We start from the raw sequence: 17,846 nt of genomic DNA, 5'->3' as shown, positions 1-17,846 counted from the left end.
GAACTCCCCTTTTCGTTTTGTTATTGTGAACTTTTATTCACAAGACAAAACAATACGGTATTTCCTTTCATTCGTCAAATACTTTTTTAAGAAAACAAAAAACATTATCTATTTTACGGATAATGTTTTTTTACAAGGTAGTGCTAATTCAAGCTTTCGCTCTATTACTTAGAAAAAAGTTGAAAATTTTTCCCAGCACCTATATAAGACAATAGCGATACATCTTCTTCCACAACCATTCCAACAACATTCACTTTCTTATCTGCAGGTAAATCATTTATAACAATTTGCATTTCACCCGCATATCTACCGTACAATTCATTATCAATTGTAATACTGCCTCTTTTTCTTAAAATTGTATTCACCGGTTGTAATACAACATTATTTTCTTCTCGCGATTCTACAGAGCGAATTACATCACGCGCTGGATCAAGCCGGTTCGTATGCACTCGTTCTATCAGCTGTACCGTGTCGCTATCATTCATAAATGATTGATACCGCACTGGGATAATTCCACCACTCGCGCTCGCGATTTCTTGTACACTTTCTAGGCTCCCGCTTATATCTCCAATTAACACTTTATCAACAGCGCACTCTTGAACAAGCTCTAAATACGCTTCAAGCGGGCGCATATGTCGATGTTTTTCTAAAGTCGGTAAACCTTCATATAAAGGACCTCGTTTTTCACCATCCCCTGGAATAAATGCCATCGTTTTTATTCCGCACTCATGTAAATATTTATTTTGTTTTTGCAAAAATGATTTTGCTAGTCCTGTTTCTGGACGCGGATAAAAATTATGCCACGCTTCTACACGATCTACTCGTATATTTTCTGCCATTAACTCTTTCCAAAATGATTCCGTAATCGTACTCGCGTTTAACGCTACTTTCATCTTATGTGATACGCATGCGATTTCTTTTGGCGCAATACCGTAATCCATTCGTAATCCTGTAATGCCCCACCCCACTAACTCTTCCACATTTTCATACGTTATTCCTAAATGATGTAAAGATTTCGGAGAGACATCGACCATTAATTCCATTTCATACTTCAGCGCTTGTTTCCCAAGTATTTGTATTAACTCTTTATACGTATTTGGATCGTCTTCTGGAATGTGAAGAGATGTAAAAATAGATGAAAATCCGTTTTTCTGTGCTATTTCCAACCATTCTTCTTGTTTCTCTACTCGCTCTTTTGAAAGATAAATTGAAACTCCTATCATATGAATCTCCCTTTCTATTAATAGAAAAAGAGAAAGGAATCCCTTTCTCTATATGTTTTCTGCCATTTCTTCTTTAAATCCGAAGAAATACGTAAAGATAAATCCGAAAGTATATGCAATTACTAACCCTAAGAAATATAATAGATATTTATTATCAGCAATTAACGGAATTAAAGATAATCCTGATACACCAATTCCGAGTGCAGCCGTTTTCATAACCGCTTGGAATGCACCACCGACAGCTGCACCTAAACAAGCAGTAAGGAACGGTTTCCCAAGTGGTAATGTAACCCCGTATAATAACGGCTCACCAATCCCTAAAAAACCGACTGGTAATGCACCTTTAATAACATTTCGAAGTCGTTTATTTTTTGTTTTCACATAAATCGCAATCGCTGCCCCTACTTGCCCAGCACCTGCCATTGCTAATACAGGTAATAGCGGCGTTACGTGCGTTTGATTAATAAATTCCATATGAATCGGTGTTAAACCGTGATGTAATCCGACCATAACGAGCGGTAAAAATGTTCCCGCAAGCACTGCTCCCGCAAATGCTCCACCAATATTTAAAATAGCATTAATTCCGTTTGTAATTCCCTCAGATAAGAATCCTGCAACTGGTTGAATCACTAACATCGTTACTATACTTACCACTAATACAGTAATAAGGGGTGTTACAATAATATCAACTGCATTTGGCACTGCTTTTCGTACTCGTCTCTCAACTACAACCATGAGCCATGCTGCAAAAATAACTGCAAATAATCCGCCCCGTCCGGGTACTAGCGCTTCACCAAATAGTTTTACATTTGCCATCGCCGGATTGAAAATTAAAATACCAGCAATTGCCCCAAGAACTGGTGTCCCTCCAAATTCTTTCGCTGTATTCCAACCGACTAAAATTCCTAAGAATGTAAAGATACCCCCGCCAATTAAAAGTAATATTTGTAGCCATGTTGCATTCGGATCAGCACCTGCATTTTTCGCAAAGTTAGCGACTCCGTTTATAATTCCTGAAGCAACAAGACCAGGTATTAACGGAATGAAAATACTTCCTATTTTTCTTAAAAAGTTTTTCACTGGTGTATTGTTTTTCTTCTTAATCCCTGACTTTATCTCTTGGCCGATATCTTCAAGGTGATAATCTGCCACCTCACCAATTCGTAATCCTGTTAAAACTTCCATTTCTGCCGCTACTTTATTTACCGTTCCTGGACCAACGACAACTTGAAGTGTTTCATCTTCAATCACACCCATAACGCCTTCAACTTTTTTCAAAAGGTCCATATTCACTTTACTTTCATCATGAAGCGTCAGTCGTAACCTCGTCATACAATGAGCAATGCCACGAATATTTTTTACTCCCCCAAGTTGCTCCGTAATCTCACTTGCCATTCTCACTTCTTTCTTCATAACAGAATCCCCCTCCCCAGAGTTTAGAGTGCCTTCTTCACAAATCCTTTCGCTTCGTTTAATTTTTTTAGTGCTTCCCCATATTCACACTGTAGTAATATCATAACGATTGCAGCTTTCACATTTCGATCTGCTTTTTCGTAATACTCTGTAGCTACTTCATAACTAGCGCCTGTCGCTTCAACAATAATTCGTTTTGAGCGTTCTACTAGCTTTTCATTTGTAGATTGAACATCTACCATTAAGTTTTTATATACTTTTCCTACACCAATCATAGACGCTGTTGAAATCATATTCAGTACTAACTTTTGCGCTGTACCAGCCTTCAAACGTGTTGAGCCTGTTAATATTTCTGCTCCTGTTTCCACTTCCACATTTAGTTTTGCATATTTACTTATCACAGCATTTTTATTACAAGAAATACTCGCTGTGCTCGCTCCCACACTATTTGCGTATTTCAATCCGCCAATTACATAAGGCGTTCTACCACTTGCTGCAATTCCAATAACCGTATCTTTCTCGTTTAATCCAATACTTTTCAAATCTTCTTCTGCTAACTCTTCACGATCTTCAGCACCTTCTACCGCTTTAGTAAGCGCTTTCAATCCACCTGCTATAAATCCTTGCACCATTTTATCATCTGTGCCAAAAGTCGGTGGACATTCCACTGCGTCTAAAATGCCTAAACGGCCGCTCGTACCAGCCCCAATATAAATTAATCGTCCATCTTCTTCAAAAGACTTAATAACAATCTGTACAACCTTTTCAATTTCTTCTATTTCATTTTCAACTGCTAACGCAACAGTTCGATCTTCTTGATTCATGCTTTGTAAAACTTCTTTTATACTCATCTCATCTAAATTCATCGTCTTCTCATTGCGATGTTCTGTAGATAAATTTTCTAGCATGTTGTCACCTTCTTTGAAATTTAATTTCACACTTTTATTATAACTTCAAGAAATTTAAAATCAATATTACTTTCTTATTTTATGAAATTTTATTTCTCTTCATGACAAATTTATGTCCAGCCACAAAAAAAGATGGGTTGCCCCATCTTTTCACTTTAACTTCCGTAACCGTACCGCTTCTTCTCTCGTCTCCATAAATTGATCTATCACATTATTACCAATACGATTAAAAGTAATAACGTATAAAGCATCAATCATATTGAGTTGCGTCATCCGTGAAGCAATACTCGCTATACGATGATCTTGCTCTACATCCGGCATACAAAGACGAATGTCTGCCGCTTTATATAAAGGAGATGATTGATCTAGCTTCGTAATCGCAATAACCGTAGCTCCTCGCTTCTTCGCATATTGCGCCATTTCGAGCACATCTTTCGTCCGCCCAGAAGTTGAAATCGCCACAAATATATCTCCCTCTTTTAAATTCGTAACGAGTGGCAACATCATATGAAAATCAGATAGCATCATCGCTGTAAATCCAAGTCGAGTAAATTTATAAGCTCCGTCCATCGCCGGTGTAGCTGACCCACCTACACCGTAAAACATGACCTTATCAGCATTTACAATACTATCTGCTGCTTTCTCAAGTTCCTTCTTATCTATCGCAGTAACACTCGCCTCAATTGCAGCTTTATTCACATATGTAACTTTATTAAACAAATCGTACGGTCCATCTTCTGTATTCATCACTGAAAAATCGTTAATATTATAATCAGCAATCGTTAATTCACGAACGAGCGCTAACTTAAATGCTTTAAAGCTCCCAATACCGATTGTTTTACAAAAACGTACAACACTCGCCTCACTCGCTCCCGCATTTGTAGACACTTCTTTCGTCGTTAAATTCGGAACAATCTCTGCGTTCTCCATTATGTACATGGCAACCTTTTTCTCAGCTGGTGAAAATTGATCCATATTATTTTCAATTTTAAATAGTAATGTTGAAGCTTGCACCATTTAACCTCCACTTCTTGTGGCTACTTTTTATTTCGTATATTCTCCTTCTTCATGAAGATAATAGCCATCATCACCAGGAGGATGAAACACATTTACAGTGCGATTCCCTTTTTGATAAACGGTTCTTTCCCCTTCTGTCCACTTCTTTTCCCATCCATTTAGCCAAACTGCGAAGTCTGGTAAAAATGCAGTGTATTTATATTCATGTGGATAACCGCCTTCCACATGAGAAGAAAAAATAGAAACCGGAAAATCTTTCACCTTTGATTCTTTTCCTACAATACATGGTATGCAAAGTAAAAGAAGTATAACTACGCCTATAACTTTTCCCCTTGTAATCTTCATCTATTTCTCTCCTTGCCCTAGCATATACGTAGATTTTAACATAATTCCAACTTATTCATGCTACATAACCATTGCTTTTTACGATAAAAAAAGAGCTTACCTATATAAGATAAGCCCGTTCTCTCTATACAAAATATTTCTTCAAAAGCGGCGGCGTAATAATCGTCGTTAATATAACGACAATGACAATAGCTGTGAAATTTTCTTTCGCTAACAAATTCGCCGTTAATCCATTTGCTGCAATGATGAGCGCTACTTCACCGCGCGATACCATCCCTGCCCCAATACTAATAGAAGATTGTAAATTAAATCCTGTTAGTCTTGCTCCTAAACCTGATCCAATTAACTTTGTGAAAATCGCAATAAGCGTCATAATGATAATGAACCAAAGTTGGCTTCCAATACCTTGAAATGTAATTTCCATTCCGATACTTACGAAGAACACTGGTACAAATATCGCATACGCAATCGGTTCAATTTTATGTTCCGCTTCATGCTTATACGCTGTTTGAGATATTGCAATTCCTGCTGCAAAAGCTCCGATGATACCTGCGATTCCCATTTGTTCACTATAATAAGCAAATGAAAAACAAATAATAAGAGCCGCGCTAATTAACGCTTCAGATACCCGAAGTGGTACGAGCAGTTTCATAATCCACGGAACAACTTTCCAAGCGATAAAAACAATACTCACAAAGAAAATAATTTTCTTTGCGATGACAAGTGTTATGTTCACATCTTGCGTTCCTAAAAAGCTCATTACAAACGCTAATAAAATAACGACTATTACATCATCAAATACCGCTGCTCCTAAAATTGTTGTACTTTCTCTCGTATTCATTTTCCCTAAATCTCGTAACGTCTGCACCGTAATACTAACCGATGTTGCGCAAAGTAATAATCCTAAAAAAATAGCATGGGATTGCATCAATCCAAAAAGCAGTCCCGTTACATATCCACCGATAAAAGGAAAAATAATTCCACCAGCCGCTACTGCAAATGACGATTTTAAGTTCCGATTTAGCTCTTCTAAATCTGTTTCGAGTCCCGCCATAAACATAAGTAGCAAAACACCAATTTCGCTAAGCTCATCAATAAGTTCAGAACTATTAATAATGCCAAGTACTGCTGGACCGATAATAATACCAATGATTAATTTACCGAGTACAGAAGGCTGACCAAGTCTAACACTAATATCACCAGCTAATTTCGTACAAAGTAAAATGACGACAAGTTCGAAATAAAATAACATAGCATCTTCTCCTACTATATAAAGTAAAACTTTAATCAGTAGATTATTCTTCATCTCTACTGATTGTTAACCTGCATCTATGTCTGCACATAGTTTCTCCTTACAACCGGCATTTTATTTGTTAAAGTTTTATTTGACAAAATATTCTGAATTATGTTAAAATTAATCCAGAAATTTCAAAAAACTACATACCATAACTGTACCTTCACTTACGTACTCTTTTCCAATGGGTTCACACTATTCGCAGTTATGGAGACGAAAAAATGGGGGGAGAGTCCAAAGTGAAATCATTATTACGAAAAAAAGCGCTTAGTACTGAATCACCACGGCAGCTAGATCGAACACTAACTGCATTAGATTTAACGTTTTTAGGAATCGGCGCCGTAATTGGGACAGGGATTTTTGTATTAACAGGTATTGTAGCGGCAAAACATTCTGGTCCTGGTATTATGTTATCATTCCTTATCGCTGCATTTACTTGTGCTTGTGTAGCATTTTGTTATGCAGAATTCGCTTCTTCTATACCAGTCTCAGGAAGTGTTTATACTTATGCATACATGACCGTCGGAGAAGTTGTCGCTTTCATCGTTGGTTGGTGTTTAATGCTCGAATATTTACTCGCAGTTGCAGCAGTGGCTGTTGGCTGGTCTGGATATTTACAATCATTGCTTCAAGGATTCAATATACATCTTCCCGCCATTATTGCCTCGGCCCCCGGCATGGGAAAAGGTGGTCTCATTGATTTACCAGCTGTTTGTATTTTACTTATCATTACGGGGCTTCTAAGTTTTGGTATACGCGAAAGCGCACGCATTAATAATGTTATGGTCCTTATAAAATTAGCAGTTATTATCGCCTTTATCGTAGCAGGCGCAAAATATGTAAAGCCTGAAAATTGGACACCGTTCATTCCATTCGGATACGACGGCATTATTACTGGAGCTGCCACTGTCTTCTTCGCATTTTTAGGTTTTGATGCGATCGCAACTGCTGCGGAAGAAACGAAAAAACCACAGCGTGATTTACCAATCGGTATTATCGGTTCCCTTCTTATTTGTACCGTTTTATACATGATCGTATCTTTCGTTTTAACAGGTATGGTTCCCTATACTCAATTAGACGTTTCTGATCCCGTTGCATTTGCACTACATTTCGTTGGAGAAGATACTATCGCTGGGCTACTTGCAGTTGGTGCAATAACAGGAATGACAACCGTTCTTTTAGTCGTTATGTATGGACAAGTTCGCGTTTCGTATGCAATGAGCCGAGACGGTTTACTTCCAAAAGCGTTAGCACGCGTAAATAAAAAAGTGAAAATCCCTTTACTAAACACATGGATTACTGGGGTATTTGCAGCTTTATTAGCAGGACTTTTAGACTTACATTTACTTGCGAATTTAGTAAACATCGGTACGTTAACGGCCTTCACATTCGTTTGCTGCGCTGTCCTTATTTTACGAAAAACACATCCTGATTTAAAACGTGGATTCCGCGCACCTCTCGTACCTGTATTACCAGTTGTCGCTATTCTTTGTTGCTTATATTTAATGATTAATTTGTCTAAAACAACATGGATCAGCTTTGCAGTCTGGCTTATTATCGGTTTATGCGTCTATTTCTTCTACTCTAGAAAGCATAGTCATTTAGCTACGGAAAAAACAAATGATGAGCAAAAAAAAGCATAACAAAATAGCTCGCCTATAAAAAAGGCGAGCTATTTTCATTAACGCTTGTAAACTGAGAAATATGCCGATGCAAATTCGTACATAACCTTCAACTTTTACATACTTATTTCCCCTTACTTCGTCTCCTTCTTATTCTTCCTCCACGCATTTACACTATCAAAGAAAAAGTTAATAAATAGTGTTCCTAATCCCGCTAATAAAAATGTCATTAAAAATAGAACCCATATACTTTTATCTTTTAATAAATAATATCCTACAAGGAGCACAACAGCGATCCATACATATTCAAGAATTCTTTTTATCTTTTTCTCTTCCAAATTATTCGCTCCCTTTTTCTATTCTACTTTTAGTATAACAAAAAAGAAGCCTATCATGATAAGCTTCTTTTTCTTCTTCCTTATTTGTTAATGCTTTTTTCAACCAATGAAATAGCATGCTCTAACGCGCGATTCATTGATTCTACATACTCATCTTTTACATTTTTATCTTTTAACACAGCTTCTGCAACTGTGATTTTTTGACTTAATGATTTAACTGATCCATCTGTTATTTCTCCAGCTTGCGCTTTTTTTACTATAGCTTTTGCAGATTCAATATTCACTTGTAATTTTTCTTGCGGTGTTTTTGGCTGTTCTTCTGCCACTTTTGATTGTACAAATGTTTGGTTTGCTGTTTTTAATTCATTATACGTTTGAACAATTTCTTCTCCTGTGCTTGCTGCGTTTTCGAATACTTTCTTTGCATTACTATAACTTTTTTGTAATTCGTTAAACGCTTCTTGTGAATATTGACCTGGCTTCTCACCAAATTCATAAGTACCTGCCAATACTTCTTTCACTTTTCCAATCTCTTCATATAACGCATTTACTTGCTCTAATTTTGTACGACTAGAAAACTCATTGTACGCTGCTAATACTTCTGAAGAGCTTAACGCTTTACTATATAATTTTGCGAGCGCAATTTGTCCATTTAACGGAATACCGCCATTTCCATTACTATCTGGGTCAGCACCAAATGCAAATGGTACGTTCGGATGATATACTTTCCCTTGAGCTGGCTGACTATTTACTTTTTTACCATCTACATAAATCGCTACTTCGCTTCCATTATACGTTCCTGTTAAATGATACGTTTTATTTGCTTCTAATTGAGCGCCAACACGTTTATAGCTTCCACCAATATGAGCCCACAGTTCTACATATCCACTTCCTGTAGATTCAAAACCAATTCCACCGCTCTATGTATTTTGCAAAATCCCTTGTCCACGAATTTCATTCATCGAAAATACAGTTTCTAACGTAAACGTATTCGCTACTTTTTCTTTTTGTGCCGCTGAAAACGGAATGTAACCAAACGTATTTGCTTTTCCATTTAACTTCATTACATGTTTTTTCAAGGCTTTATCGTATTCAATTGATACGTTTCCTTTCACATCACCTTTTGTTCCAAATGGTGAATTATCTGTAAATGTACCATCTAAAAAATTCACATCAAAAACGTCTGCCTTTGGCACTTTCACATTCGGATCAATATTATCTTTTTTCGTTGTAATTTCCGCTGTTAACGGTTGTTCACTTTCATTGCCAAACGAATCAATCGCAACCACTTCAAGCTTATATGTTTTCCCGCCATCTAATCCTGCAAGTGTAAATGTAAGTTCTTTCGGTACTGGATCACGATAAAACTCGGAGAACGCTAATAGCTTATTTTTAATCTCACCTGTTTGTTTATCCTTTGCTTGCAAGCGATAAGAATGAACAAGAAGGTTGTCCAACGCTTGCGGGAATGTTACTGTTGCCGCATTTTCCGTTACATTTGATACAGCAAACTTTGCATCCTTCGCAAAGTATGGCTTTTCTTTATCACGATCTTCTACATAGTTGAATCCTTCTTTTTTCGTTGGTAACTTAATTTTCCAAGGTTCGCCTGTCCAAGAATTCGTATGGAAATCACGGCGATTAATTGTTACCTCTTTGTCATCTACCTCTACTAATAAACCTTGGCTTAATGTACTAGCTCCTGGCGGGATATTTCCTTGTACTTTACCGCCTTCAACTTCCATATAGCTTACAGAAGATGTTCCAACGGACGTAAAGTCTTTTTGATGAATCGATCTTGGATCATCTAACGGATAATGCGAATGACCTGAAAACGTAATGACTTGTGGATATTCTTTTAATACCGCATTAATTTTTGCACTATCCTGTGTTCCCCATTCTTGGCTACCGTACACTGTATCTTTAATATGTTGATGTAAAAACACAAAAATCGGTTTTTCTGGATCATCTTTTTGTGCCTTTGCCATTTCTTCTTTTAACCAATTAATTTGCTTGTCCGAATAATATCCATGTGTTGTCCCATCCTCTGGAGACATAACAAGGAAATGATACCCTTTTACCACTTTATGATAATAAATCGATTCCATTCCTGTTTTTTCTAAGAAACGCTTCTGCGCTCCCTCTACAGATAAGCCATTCCAATAATCATGATTACCTAGAGAATTCATTCGTACCGCATCTTTATTTGCATTTTCGTTATACACTTGCATGAAACGATCATATTGTTGCAGCGATCCTGTATCCGTGAAATCACCTACAATAACAAAAGCATCTTGCTTTGGTGCAAGCGTATTAAATTGCTCAATCGCTCGTTTCCAGCGAAACGTATCATCTGTTCCACTATTTTTAATATGCACATCACTTACAACTGGAAAAACAAGCTTCTTCTCACTTGGCGCCTTTTCTTGTTTTTTCTCTTCCGCTTTGACCGATGTACTCCACGGAAATGATACAAATGCTAATACAAAAACCATCAATAATCCAATAAGGCCTTTTACTTTTCGTAAAGCAGTTCTTTCCACGTGAATCCTCCTCATATAATGAATTAATTACAATGGTTATTGTACCGAACACATATTAACCTCATTTAAATTAAAGTTAAAAGTTATTTTACTTTTGTAAATATACAGTCAATTTTACGTAACATCCAACATTACTTGTACTATCTTATACAACCACCTTTACTGTTTTTCCTGGCAACACGATGTCGTACACAGGGAAATCATTACAATCCATTACAATTATTAATATTTCAAATAATCCACTCCCCTATATAGAGGGGAAATATTGTTGTCAGTTTTCATTTTGTTTATAAGATAAGTTTCCTCTTCTTTACTTATGAACCTACAAACCATAGAGAAAAGGCATACCATTTTGGTATGCCTTTTCTTATGAAATCGGCTAACGCAATGTAAGGCATAATTGCCCTTGGCTCGTTGCCGTCCCTGTTGTTACGATTTGAATTGTAGTAAAATACCTTACTGTAAACAAGCCGCTACTTTGTGGTTGTACAGCACATTTGTAATTGCAGTAGCAACTACAGTTCCTGACCATGGACTATACACTTTATCTTGTACAAAATTTTTATCTGGACAACAAATTAACGCTGCTCCTGAGCATTCACAAGAAATTATGCGCCTTTATCCCGCATTAACGGGCAGTAAGACTCCCACCTCAAAATTCGGAGAATGCGAGGAAGTTAGGTGGGAGATCAACTGCCCGTAAACGCCCGATTGGTTCAACTAATAATCAGTGGGGGATGAACAAAACCCCCACTGATTAAAGTTTCACTTTATCTTTAAATAGATTCCGTTTTGTCCCTTTTTTTCATATATTTATAGATTAAGATACTACCCACAATCACAAGAACAACTACTAGTATAGGTAACATGTACTCCCCAACAATAGCCCCTGCTTTTTCCCAATGTGGTCCTAATTTCATCCCTACATAAATATACAAGGCCGTTAACGGGAACATTGCTATAAATGTATATATGATAAATTGCCATATGTTCATTTTTGCCATACCACATGGAACAGAAATGAGCGTTCTGACTCCTGGAACGAAGCGTCCAACAAATGCTACAACCGGGCCATACTTCGCAAAGAAATCATCTGCTTTTTGAATTTGTTCTTCTTTAACAAAGAAGTATTTCCCATATTTTATCAATAGAGGACGACCGCCGTAATAACCGAGCGCGTATAAAGTTAATGGCCCTGTCGTTCCACCAAGTGTTCCGGCTAACACAGCTAGCCAAAAATTCATATCACCCTCGTACACCCAATACCCAACAAGCGGCAAAACAACCTCTGCTGGAATAAATTCAAAAGTTAAAGCTAACACAACTCCAAAATAAGAAAACTGCTTTAAATACTCAATTATATCTAAAATAATTTGCTCCATACTTTTAACTCCTATCCAATATTCACATTATGCTTTTCTTGCAAATGTACTGGCGCCATCTTTACGATTCGGTTCAAAATGAATAACACAATTCCAATATCATCTAAAATACCGATAAACGGTAAGAAGTCTGGAATTAAATCGAGTGGCATAGCAACATACCCTACTAAAAAAGCAATAGATAAGATTTTCTTCTTTATTGAAACCTCTTTTGAAGTGAAAAAGTCAAATAAAAATGGAACAAATCGACGAACATGAAATACAACTCTTAATCTACTTATAAGTTTTTTCATTTTATTTCTCCTCTCTTTGTATACAAAAAGGACCCTACCAAATATGGTAAGGGTCCTAAAAAAGACAATAAGGGGCCTTTACCATTGCTGGTAAAGGTCTCACTAACAACGAAACGTTGCCAATAAAGCCGAGGGTTTCTCCCTGTAATGACGACTTTATTGTAATAAGTTACTCCCCTTTATATACACAATTTTATACAATCACATTAAAATATTTGGAGAGGCTTGTCAATATTTTTTTCATTTGCCATTAAGATTATTACATTATAAAAGACGCTATTCTATATTCTCTGTTGAAACAATTTGGAGCTTAAAATGGTCTGGATCATAGCAAGTTATTCTTACTTCTTCACCACAGCATTCTTCTGTAAATGATATATGATAAAATTCTAACTTTTTCTTTATTCGCTCGATATTTGCAGTTTTTAAAAATATTTCCTTAACTGATGATGTGACAGTCTCTCTATACTCTCCCAGTCCCCTATTTACTACAAAACAAATTCTCGTTGAATCAATATCATACCAAACACCTGTTACACGTAATTGTGGCCTCTCCTCGCTTGGTTTAAAACCTAGAATCCCTTCATAAAAATATAATGTTTCCTTTAAGTTTTTGGATTCTAATACAATACATGTTGTAATACCTTCCATCCGCACTCCCCCTGTCTCTATTAGTTTTCTATATGAGTCATAATTTACAATTATGTACGAATACAATACATAGTGATGAATATTTCATTTATAAAGGAGGAGTGTAACATGGATGAATTCATGAAATCCTACATACCTTTTCACGGCCCAAACGATCCTTGCCCTCCAATTGGAAAAAAATATTACTCAACTCCCCCCCACTTATACATGGGCTTTCAACCAACTAATTTACCCCAATTCCCACCAAAAGAGGCTTTAAGAAAAGGGACTCTATGGCCTGCATTTTATGATTTTTATGAAAACCCTCACAAAAAAGGACGGTGAGTAAAAACGTGACACAAACATTGCCTGATGAATATTACAAATGGATTGAAGAACTACAAGAACTTGATTTTGTATTAGTTGAACTTACCCTCTATTTAGATACGCATCCCGACGATACTGCAGCTATAAATCAATTCAACGATTTCTCCTATAAACGAAGAGTATTAAAACAAAAAATTGAAGAGAAATTTGGTCCACTTCAGCAATTTGGAAATAGTTATTCTAACGCTCCATGGGAATGGAGCAAAGGACCTTGGCCATGGCAAATATAACGTAAAACTTTCATTAGTTTTGAATTCTTTAATCCAAATCATTATGAGGCCTACTATACATTCCCAGCTATTTCTTCGCCTAGAAGAATGCTTATTACTGTTCATTAACACAAGATGAAGGAGAGAAAATATGTGGATTTATGAAAAGAAATTACAATATCCTGTTAAAGTGAGTACTTGTAATCCAGCTCTTGCAAAATTATTAGTTGAACAGTATGGTGGTGCGGACGGTGAACTAGCCGCTGCCCTTCGTTACTTAAATCAACGTTATACAATTCCTGACAAAGTCGTTGGCTTACTAACCGATATTGGTACAGAAGAGTTCGCACATCTAGAAATGATTGCTACAATGATTTATAAATTAACAAAAGATGCAACACCTGAACAAATGAAAGCTGCTGGATTAGACGCGCAATACGCTAATCACGATAGCGCTTTGTTTTATCATAATGCAGGTGGCGTTCCTTTTACCGCTACTTATATTCAAGCAAAAGGAGATCCTATTGCAGATTTATATGAGGATATTGCAGCTGAAGAAAAAGCACGAGCAACCTATCAATGGCTTATTGATTTATCCGACGATCCAGACATAAATGACAGCTTACGCTTTTTACGCGAACGAGAAATTGTTCATTCACAACGCTTCCGAGAAGCAGTAGAAATTTTAAAAGAAGAGCGTGATCGAAAAATTTATTTTTAAAACACATATCCTAACGATATGTGTTTTTTCACGTTAAAAGTTAAATCCTTCCTAATTAACATATAAATAGTATATTTATTCAATTTAATGCATCATTTTTTAATATTTATAAAATTCCCTCTTGCTTTCTAGTCATCAGACCTTTAAAATAATAACAGTTACTCGACAAATTGTTTGAATTTTCGACAAAAGCACTCATTAGGAGGATTTTCTTTATATGCGTACAACTTTAAAACCAGCGCAAATACTTTCGATTAGTTTACTACTATTCGCAGTTTTCTTCGGTGCTGGTAATATGATTTTCCCGCCCCTTCTCGGCCTCTCTTCTGGAGAAAATATGTGGGTTTCCATTACAGGATTTATTATTACAGACGTCGGCTTATCTTTACTTGCTATCGTCGCAGTTGCCCTTGCCGGTGGTAGTTTTAACACTTTAGCAAGCCGTGTTCATCCAAAATTCGCAGCAGTATTCGCTATCATTATTTATCTTTCAATCGGCCCACTATTTGTTATTCCACGAACTGGATCTGTATCTTACGAAATTGGGATTGCACCACTTTTCCCTGATCAATGGTATTCTATGTTAGTCTTTAGTGCGATTTTCTTTACAGTCGTCTACTTCTTATCATTAAACCCATCCAAATTAGTAGATCATATCGGTAAAATATTAACGCCAATTTTACTTGGAATTATTGCAATTATGGCAACAAAAGCAATTCTTTCACCAGGATCATTCGCTGAGCCTATCGGTGACTATAAAGACATCCCATTTTTCAAAGGGTTTCTTGAAGGATTTTTAACTTTAGATGCAATCGGCGCTCTCGTATTATCAACAATTGTTGTAAATGCAATTCGCCAAAACGGTATACAAGAGAAAAAATCCATTGCGAAATATACAATTATTTGCGGAAGCATTGCTGCCCTTTTCTTAACAATTGTTTATTTCTTACTCGGTTATATCGGGGCTTCAAATGGAAACTTAGGACAATTCGAAAATGGCGGTCAGCTACTAGCAACAATTATGTATCAATTCTTTGGGACAAGCGGTAATGTTTTATTAAGTATCGCGATTATAGCTGCTTGTTTAACGACTGCAATCGGTGTTGTAAGTGCATTCGCCAACTATTTCACAACAGTACTAACAAATGTTTCATATAAGAAGCTTGTACTATACGTTTGTATCTTTAGCTTCGTTATTTCAAACTTAGGATTAAGTTTATTAATTAAAATTACATTACCCGTATTAATTATTTTATATCCAATTACAATCATTTTAATTTTCGTATCATTTATTGATAAATATACGAAACGTAAACCTTCTGTCTACATCGGGGCAATGATCGCAGCATTCATGATTAGCTGTATTCATGCACTTGATAATGTGGGCATGATACCAAGTTTTATCGCTAATATCGTACACACAATTCCTTTTTATAACTTAGGAATCGGCTGGATCGTTCCAGCAATAATCGGTGGTATAATCGGATACTTTATTCCGCAAACAGAAGCTGAAGGTGAAGTTTCTACAAAATAAAAAAAGAAGCAAGCATGAAATCCATGCTTGCTTCTTCTTTATTTTCACATCGTATGTTTAAATGTAAATAACTCTTCTTTTGACTGCAAATTCGGTTGTTCCTCTTCTGCTACTTCCTTCTTTACCTCTCCACCTATTCGAACTTTCATCATTGCTTCTTCTATACTTTTTGCAATCATATTTCCCGAAAAGATGGTAAGCCCGAAAAATGTAATTGGAACGAGAGGAATCCACGGATGCACTGTTAAAGAGCGAAAATATACGCCGATTAATCCCGACCATTCATGTGTGTAGGACTCTAACTCTTTATCCATCATCCCTCCCAATACAACTGTTCCTCCAAAAAAGACTTCAAGCAACCCTAGATGAAGAAAGATAGTAAGTGTTTGAATAAATTGCTGTATAAATACGAGTATAAAACTCATGTATAAATGTGGGAAAAGATGCTTTATAACAATATGTCTTCGCGATCCACCTAATATACGAGCAGCATCAATAAATTCTTCGGTTCGTAACTTACGAACTTCATTCGCAACATAAAGTGCAATAATCGGCAACGCAAGCGCTACAAGTAATATAACCTGAAACGAAGCTCTTTCAAAAAAAGTTGACGTTTCCCCCCCACTTCCAAATGTATTAACAGATTGCAGCATGAAAAACGCAATCATTACTGTTGGAATGACTGTTAGTCCATCAAAGAAAGATTCAATTTTTGTAAAACCTCTTTTTATGTATGTTCCAAGTATGACACCGAAAAACACACCTATAATCGTACGTAATGTTGCGATAAGGAGCGATATACCAATCGTCCACTTTGCCCCTTCTATTACTAAATTTAACAAATCATAACCTTTTCGATCTGTTCCTAGTAAAAATTGGAATGAAGGTGGAAATGGCGGCACTTCTGGATTTTCAGCCGCATCATATTGCAATGTTACTTGCCTAATATGTCCATCATTCCATATCGTATTTCCGATGCTCAAAAGAACTAATATGAGAAGAAATCCAAGGCTTATCCAAAACCTTTTATCACGTTTTACATATGTCCACATTTTATAACCTCTCTTTCATTGTAGTGGGAACAAAATAATGAAATGATTTAAATAAGATAAAAATTGGGATATAAATAAGCACTAAACTAACGATGAATATTTCAATCATCGGATAATTTTTAACAAACGTAAACAGACCTCTCACATTAAAAATATATTCAATAATATATAAATTCGATAGCATAAACCAAACGTTCGTTTTTGCAAAAAAGAGTGTACTAAGCAATACATTTCGCAAAATATGACGATTCAAAATATGAAATCTATCTAATCCTTTCGCTTTCGCAAATAAAACATAATCCTGCTCCAATTCGGTTTCAAAACGCAATACTAATAGTTTTACGAACATAACTATAGTTGGAATACTTAAGCAGAATATAGGTAATCCTCGAATGGATTCGTCTCCAATTGCAGCAATTTTGAAAGGTAGCAAGCCTGTCTTTTTAAAAAACCATACTACTAAAATTTGAGAACCAATAATAAGAAGAATATCCGGAATAGATTCTAGAAAGAGCAAAAAAGACTTAATTCGATGCTGGATACGTGGTGGACTGCTCATAATGATATAAACAATGCAAAATGCTACTAATAAGGAAATTAGAAATGCCGATAAAAAAATAAGCATCGTTTCTTTATAATGGAAAAGTAACTGTGGGAATAATGGTTTTCCCATAGCATACTGTAAATTTGAAACATCTAATAACCTTTTAAACACATCTTGTAAATTTGTTATATATCCTAAAACATTTAACTCCAAACCTTGAAATAATCTCGGTAATGTACCTAAACAAATAATTCCTATAATAGAAATTGTAAACTGAATCATAACTTCCACACCATTAAAAATAACCTTTTTTGCCATTTTCCCCCTCTTTTCCACATGATTTACCACTTTATTTTATTCTTAATTTTCTGAATTGTAAATATTCGCAATA

At 36.1% G+C, this 17,846-nt stretch carries 17 protein-coding genes and 3 pseudogenes; 6 read left to right on the top strand and 14 right to left on the bottom strand.

Features of this window, described 5'->3' with window-relative positions:
• Nucleotides 1–164 precede the first annotated feature (164 nt).
• The 6 genes from U860_RS0122495 to U860_RS0122470 all read right to left on the bottom strand — a co-directional run bounded on the left by U860_RS0122495 (nt 165) and on the right by U860_RS0122470 (nt 6,212).
• Nucleotides 165–1,223: a MupG family TIM beta-alpha barrel fold protein gene (locus U860_RS0122495; protein ID WP_025150261.1), complete on the bottom strand. Its 1,059-nt coding sequence runs from the start codon at nt 1,221–1,223 to the stop codon at nt 165–167.
• Nucleotides 1,224–1,271: 48 nt separating this feature from the next.
• Nucleotides 1,272–2,636, bottom strand: a complete 1,365-nt coding sequence (locus U860_RS0122490) for a PTS transporter subunit EIIC (protein WP_025150260.1) — start codon at nt 2,634–2,636, stop codon at nt 1,272–1,274.
• A gap of 23 nt (nt 2,637–2,659) precedes the next feature.
• Complete coding sequence (gene murQ / locus U860_RS0122485; protein WP_025150259.1) at nt 2,660–3,544, bottom strand: N-acetylmuramic acid 6-phosphate etherase; 885 nt, start codon at nt 3,542–3,544, stop codon at nt 2,660–2,662.
• A gap of 150 nt (nt 3,545–3,694) precedes the next feature.
• Entirely contained in the window at nt 3,695–4,558 is an 864-nt protein-coding gene (locus U860_RS0122480) for a MurR/RpiR family transcriptional regulator (RefSeq protein ID WP_025150258.1), read from the bottom strand.
• Nucleotides 4,559–4,588: 30 nt separating this feature from the next.
• On the bottom strand, nt 4,589–4,906 hold the full coding sequence (locus U860_RS0122475) for a hypothetical protein (RefSeq protein ID WP_025150257.1): 318 nt from the start codon (nt 4,904–4,906) through the stop codon (nt 4,589–4,591).
• Nucleotides 4,907–5,030: 124 nt separating this feature from the next.
• Nucleotides 5,031–6,212: a cation:proton antiporter gene (locus tag U860_RS0122470; RefSeq protein WP_115610340.1), complete on the bottom strand. Its 1,182-nt coding sequence runs from the start codon at nt 6,210–6,212 to the stop codon at nt 5,031–5,033.
• Between the two features lie 209 nt (nt 6,213–6,421).
• Here U860_RS0122470 and U860_RS0122465 point away from each other — a divergent pair, with 209 nt between their 5' ends.
• Nucleotides 6,422–7,843, top strand: coding sequence for an amino acid permease (locus U860_RS0122465; protein ID WP_025150255.1), 1,422 nt, complete (start codon nt 6,422–6,424; stop codon nt 7,841–7,843).
• A 113-nt stretch (nt 7,844–7,956) separates the two neighbouring features.
• Here the strand turns inward: U860_RS0122465 and U860_RS0122460 are convergent, their stop codons facing one another.
• Together U860_RS0122460 and U860_RS31855 are read right to left on the bottom strand one after the other, a co-directional pair.
• Nucleotides 7,957–8,160, bottom strand: a complete 204-nt coding sequence (locus U860_RS0122460) for a hypothetical protein (RefSeq protein WP_025150254.1) — start codon at nt 8,158–8,160, stop codon at nt 7,957–7,959.
• A gap of 80 nt (nt 8,161–8,240) precedes the next feature.
• A pseudogene (locus U860_RS31855) lies at nt 8,241–10,703 on the bottom strand (LamG-like jellyroll fold domain-containing protein).
• A 134-nt stretch (nt 10,704–10,837) separates the two neighbouring features.
• Between U860_RS31855 and U860_RS36570 the strand changes: the two are divergent.
• Nucleotides 10,838–10,996 (top strand): annotated as a pseudogene (locus U860_RS36570) (S-Ena type endospore appendage); the annotation flags it as partial.
• An 86-nt stretch (nt 10,997–11,082) separates the two neighbouring features.
• On the opposite strand, the pseudogene U860_RS31850 reads toward U860_RS36570, so the two are convergent.
• The 4 genes and pseudogenes from U860_RS31850 to U860_RS0122440 all read right to left on the bottom strand — a co-directional run bounded on the left by U860_RS31850 (nt 11,083) and on the right by U860_RS0122440 (nt 13,029).
• Nucleotides 11,083–11,312, bottom strand: a pseudogene (locus tag U860_RS31850) (S-Ena type endospore appendage).
• A gap of 167 nt (nt 11,313–11,479) precedes the next feature.
• Nucleotides 11,480–12,085: a DedA family protein gene (locus tag U860_RS0122450; protein WP_025150253.1), complete on the bottom strand. Its 606-nt coding sequence runs from the start codon at nt 12,083–12,085 to the stop codon at nt 11,480–11,482.
• 11 nt (nt 12,086–12,096) lie between these two features.
• Nucleotides 12,097–12,378, bottom strand: a complete 282-nt coding sequence (locus U860_RS0122445; RefSeq protein ID WP_002170514.1) for a DUF1232 domain-containing protein — start codon at nt 12,376–12,378, stop codon at nt 12,097–12,099.
• A 276-nt stretch (nt 12,379–12,654) separates the two neighbouring features.
• Nucleotides 12,655–13,029 carry a VOC family protein gene (locus U860_RS0122440; protein WP_025150252.1) on the bottom strand — a complete coding sequence of 125 codons (375 nt, stop codon included), beginning with the start codon at nt 13,027–13,029 and terminating at the stop codon, nt 12,655–12,657.
• A gap of 108 nt (nt 13,030–13,137) precedes the next feature.
• Here U860_RS0122440 and U860_RS0122435 point away from each other — a divergent pair, with 108 nt between their 5' ends.
• The 4 genes from U860_RS0122435 to brnQ all read left to right on the top strand — a co-directional run bounded on the left by U860_RS0122435 (nt 13,138) and on the right by brnQ (nt 15,859).
• On the top strand, nt 13,138–13,353 hold the full coding sequence (locus U860_RS0122435; RefSeq protein WP_002170512.1) for a spore coat associated protein CotJA: 216 nt from the start codon (nt 13,138–13,140) through the stop codon (nt 13,351–13,353).
• 8 nt (nt 13,354–13,361) lie between these two features.
• Nucleotides 13,362–13,625 (top strand): spore coat protein CotJB, encoded by a 264-nt coding sequence (locus tag U860_RS0122430; RefSeq protein WP_025150251.1) that lies wholly within the window; start codon nt 13,362–13,364, stop codon nt 13,623–13,625.
• Nucleotides 13,626–13,755: 130 nt separating this feature from the next.
• Entirely contained in the window at nt 13,756–14,325 is a 570-nt protein-coding gene (gene cotJC, locus U860_RS0122425; protein ID WP_002170510.1) for a spore coat protein CotJC, read from the top strand.
• 217 nt (nt 14,326–14,542) lie between these two features.
• Entirely contained in the window at nt 14,543–15,859 is a 1,317-nt protein-coding gene (brnQ, locus tag U860_RS0122420) for a branched-chain amino acid transport system II carrier protein (RefSeq protein WP_025150250.1), read from the top strand.
• Between the two features lie 44 nt (nt 15,860–15,903).
• On the opposite strand, the gene U860_RS0122415 is transcribed toward brnQ, so the two are convergent.
• Both U860_RS0122415 and U860_RS0122410 read right to left on the bottom strand, forming a co-directional pair.
• A complete protein-coding gene (locus tag U860_RS0122415) occupies nt 15,904–16,911 on the bottom strand; it encodes an ABC transporter permease subunit (protein ID WP_025150249.1) in 1,008 nt (335 codons plus the stop codon).
• A 1-nt stretch (nt 16,912) separates the two neighbouring features.
• The gene (locus tag U860_RS0122410; protein ID WP_002170507.1) at nt 16,913–17,773 is read right to left on the bottom strand and encodes an ABC transporter permease subunit; all 861 of its coding nucleotides are present in this window, start codon (nt 17,771–17,773) and stop codon (nt 16,913–16,915) included.
• Between the last annotated feature and the right edge of the window lie 73 nt (nt 17,774–17,846).

The sequence above is a fragment of the Bacillus sp. H1a genome, from assembly GCF_000633475.1.
GTDB classification, from domain to species: Bacteria; Bacillota; Bacilli; order Bacillales; family Bacillaceae_G; genus Bacillus_A; species Bacillus_A paramycoides.
This window is presented reverse-complemented; position numbering and strand designations above follow the sequence as displayed.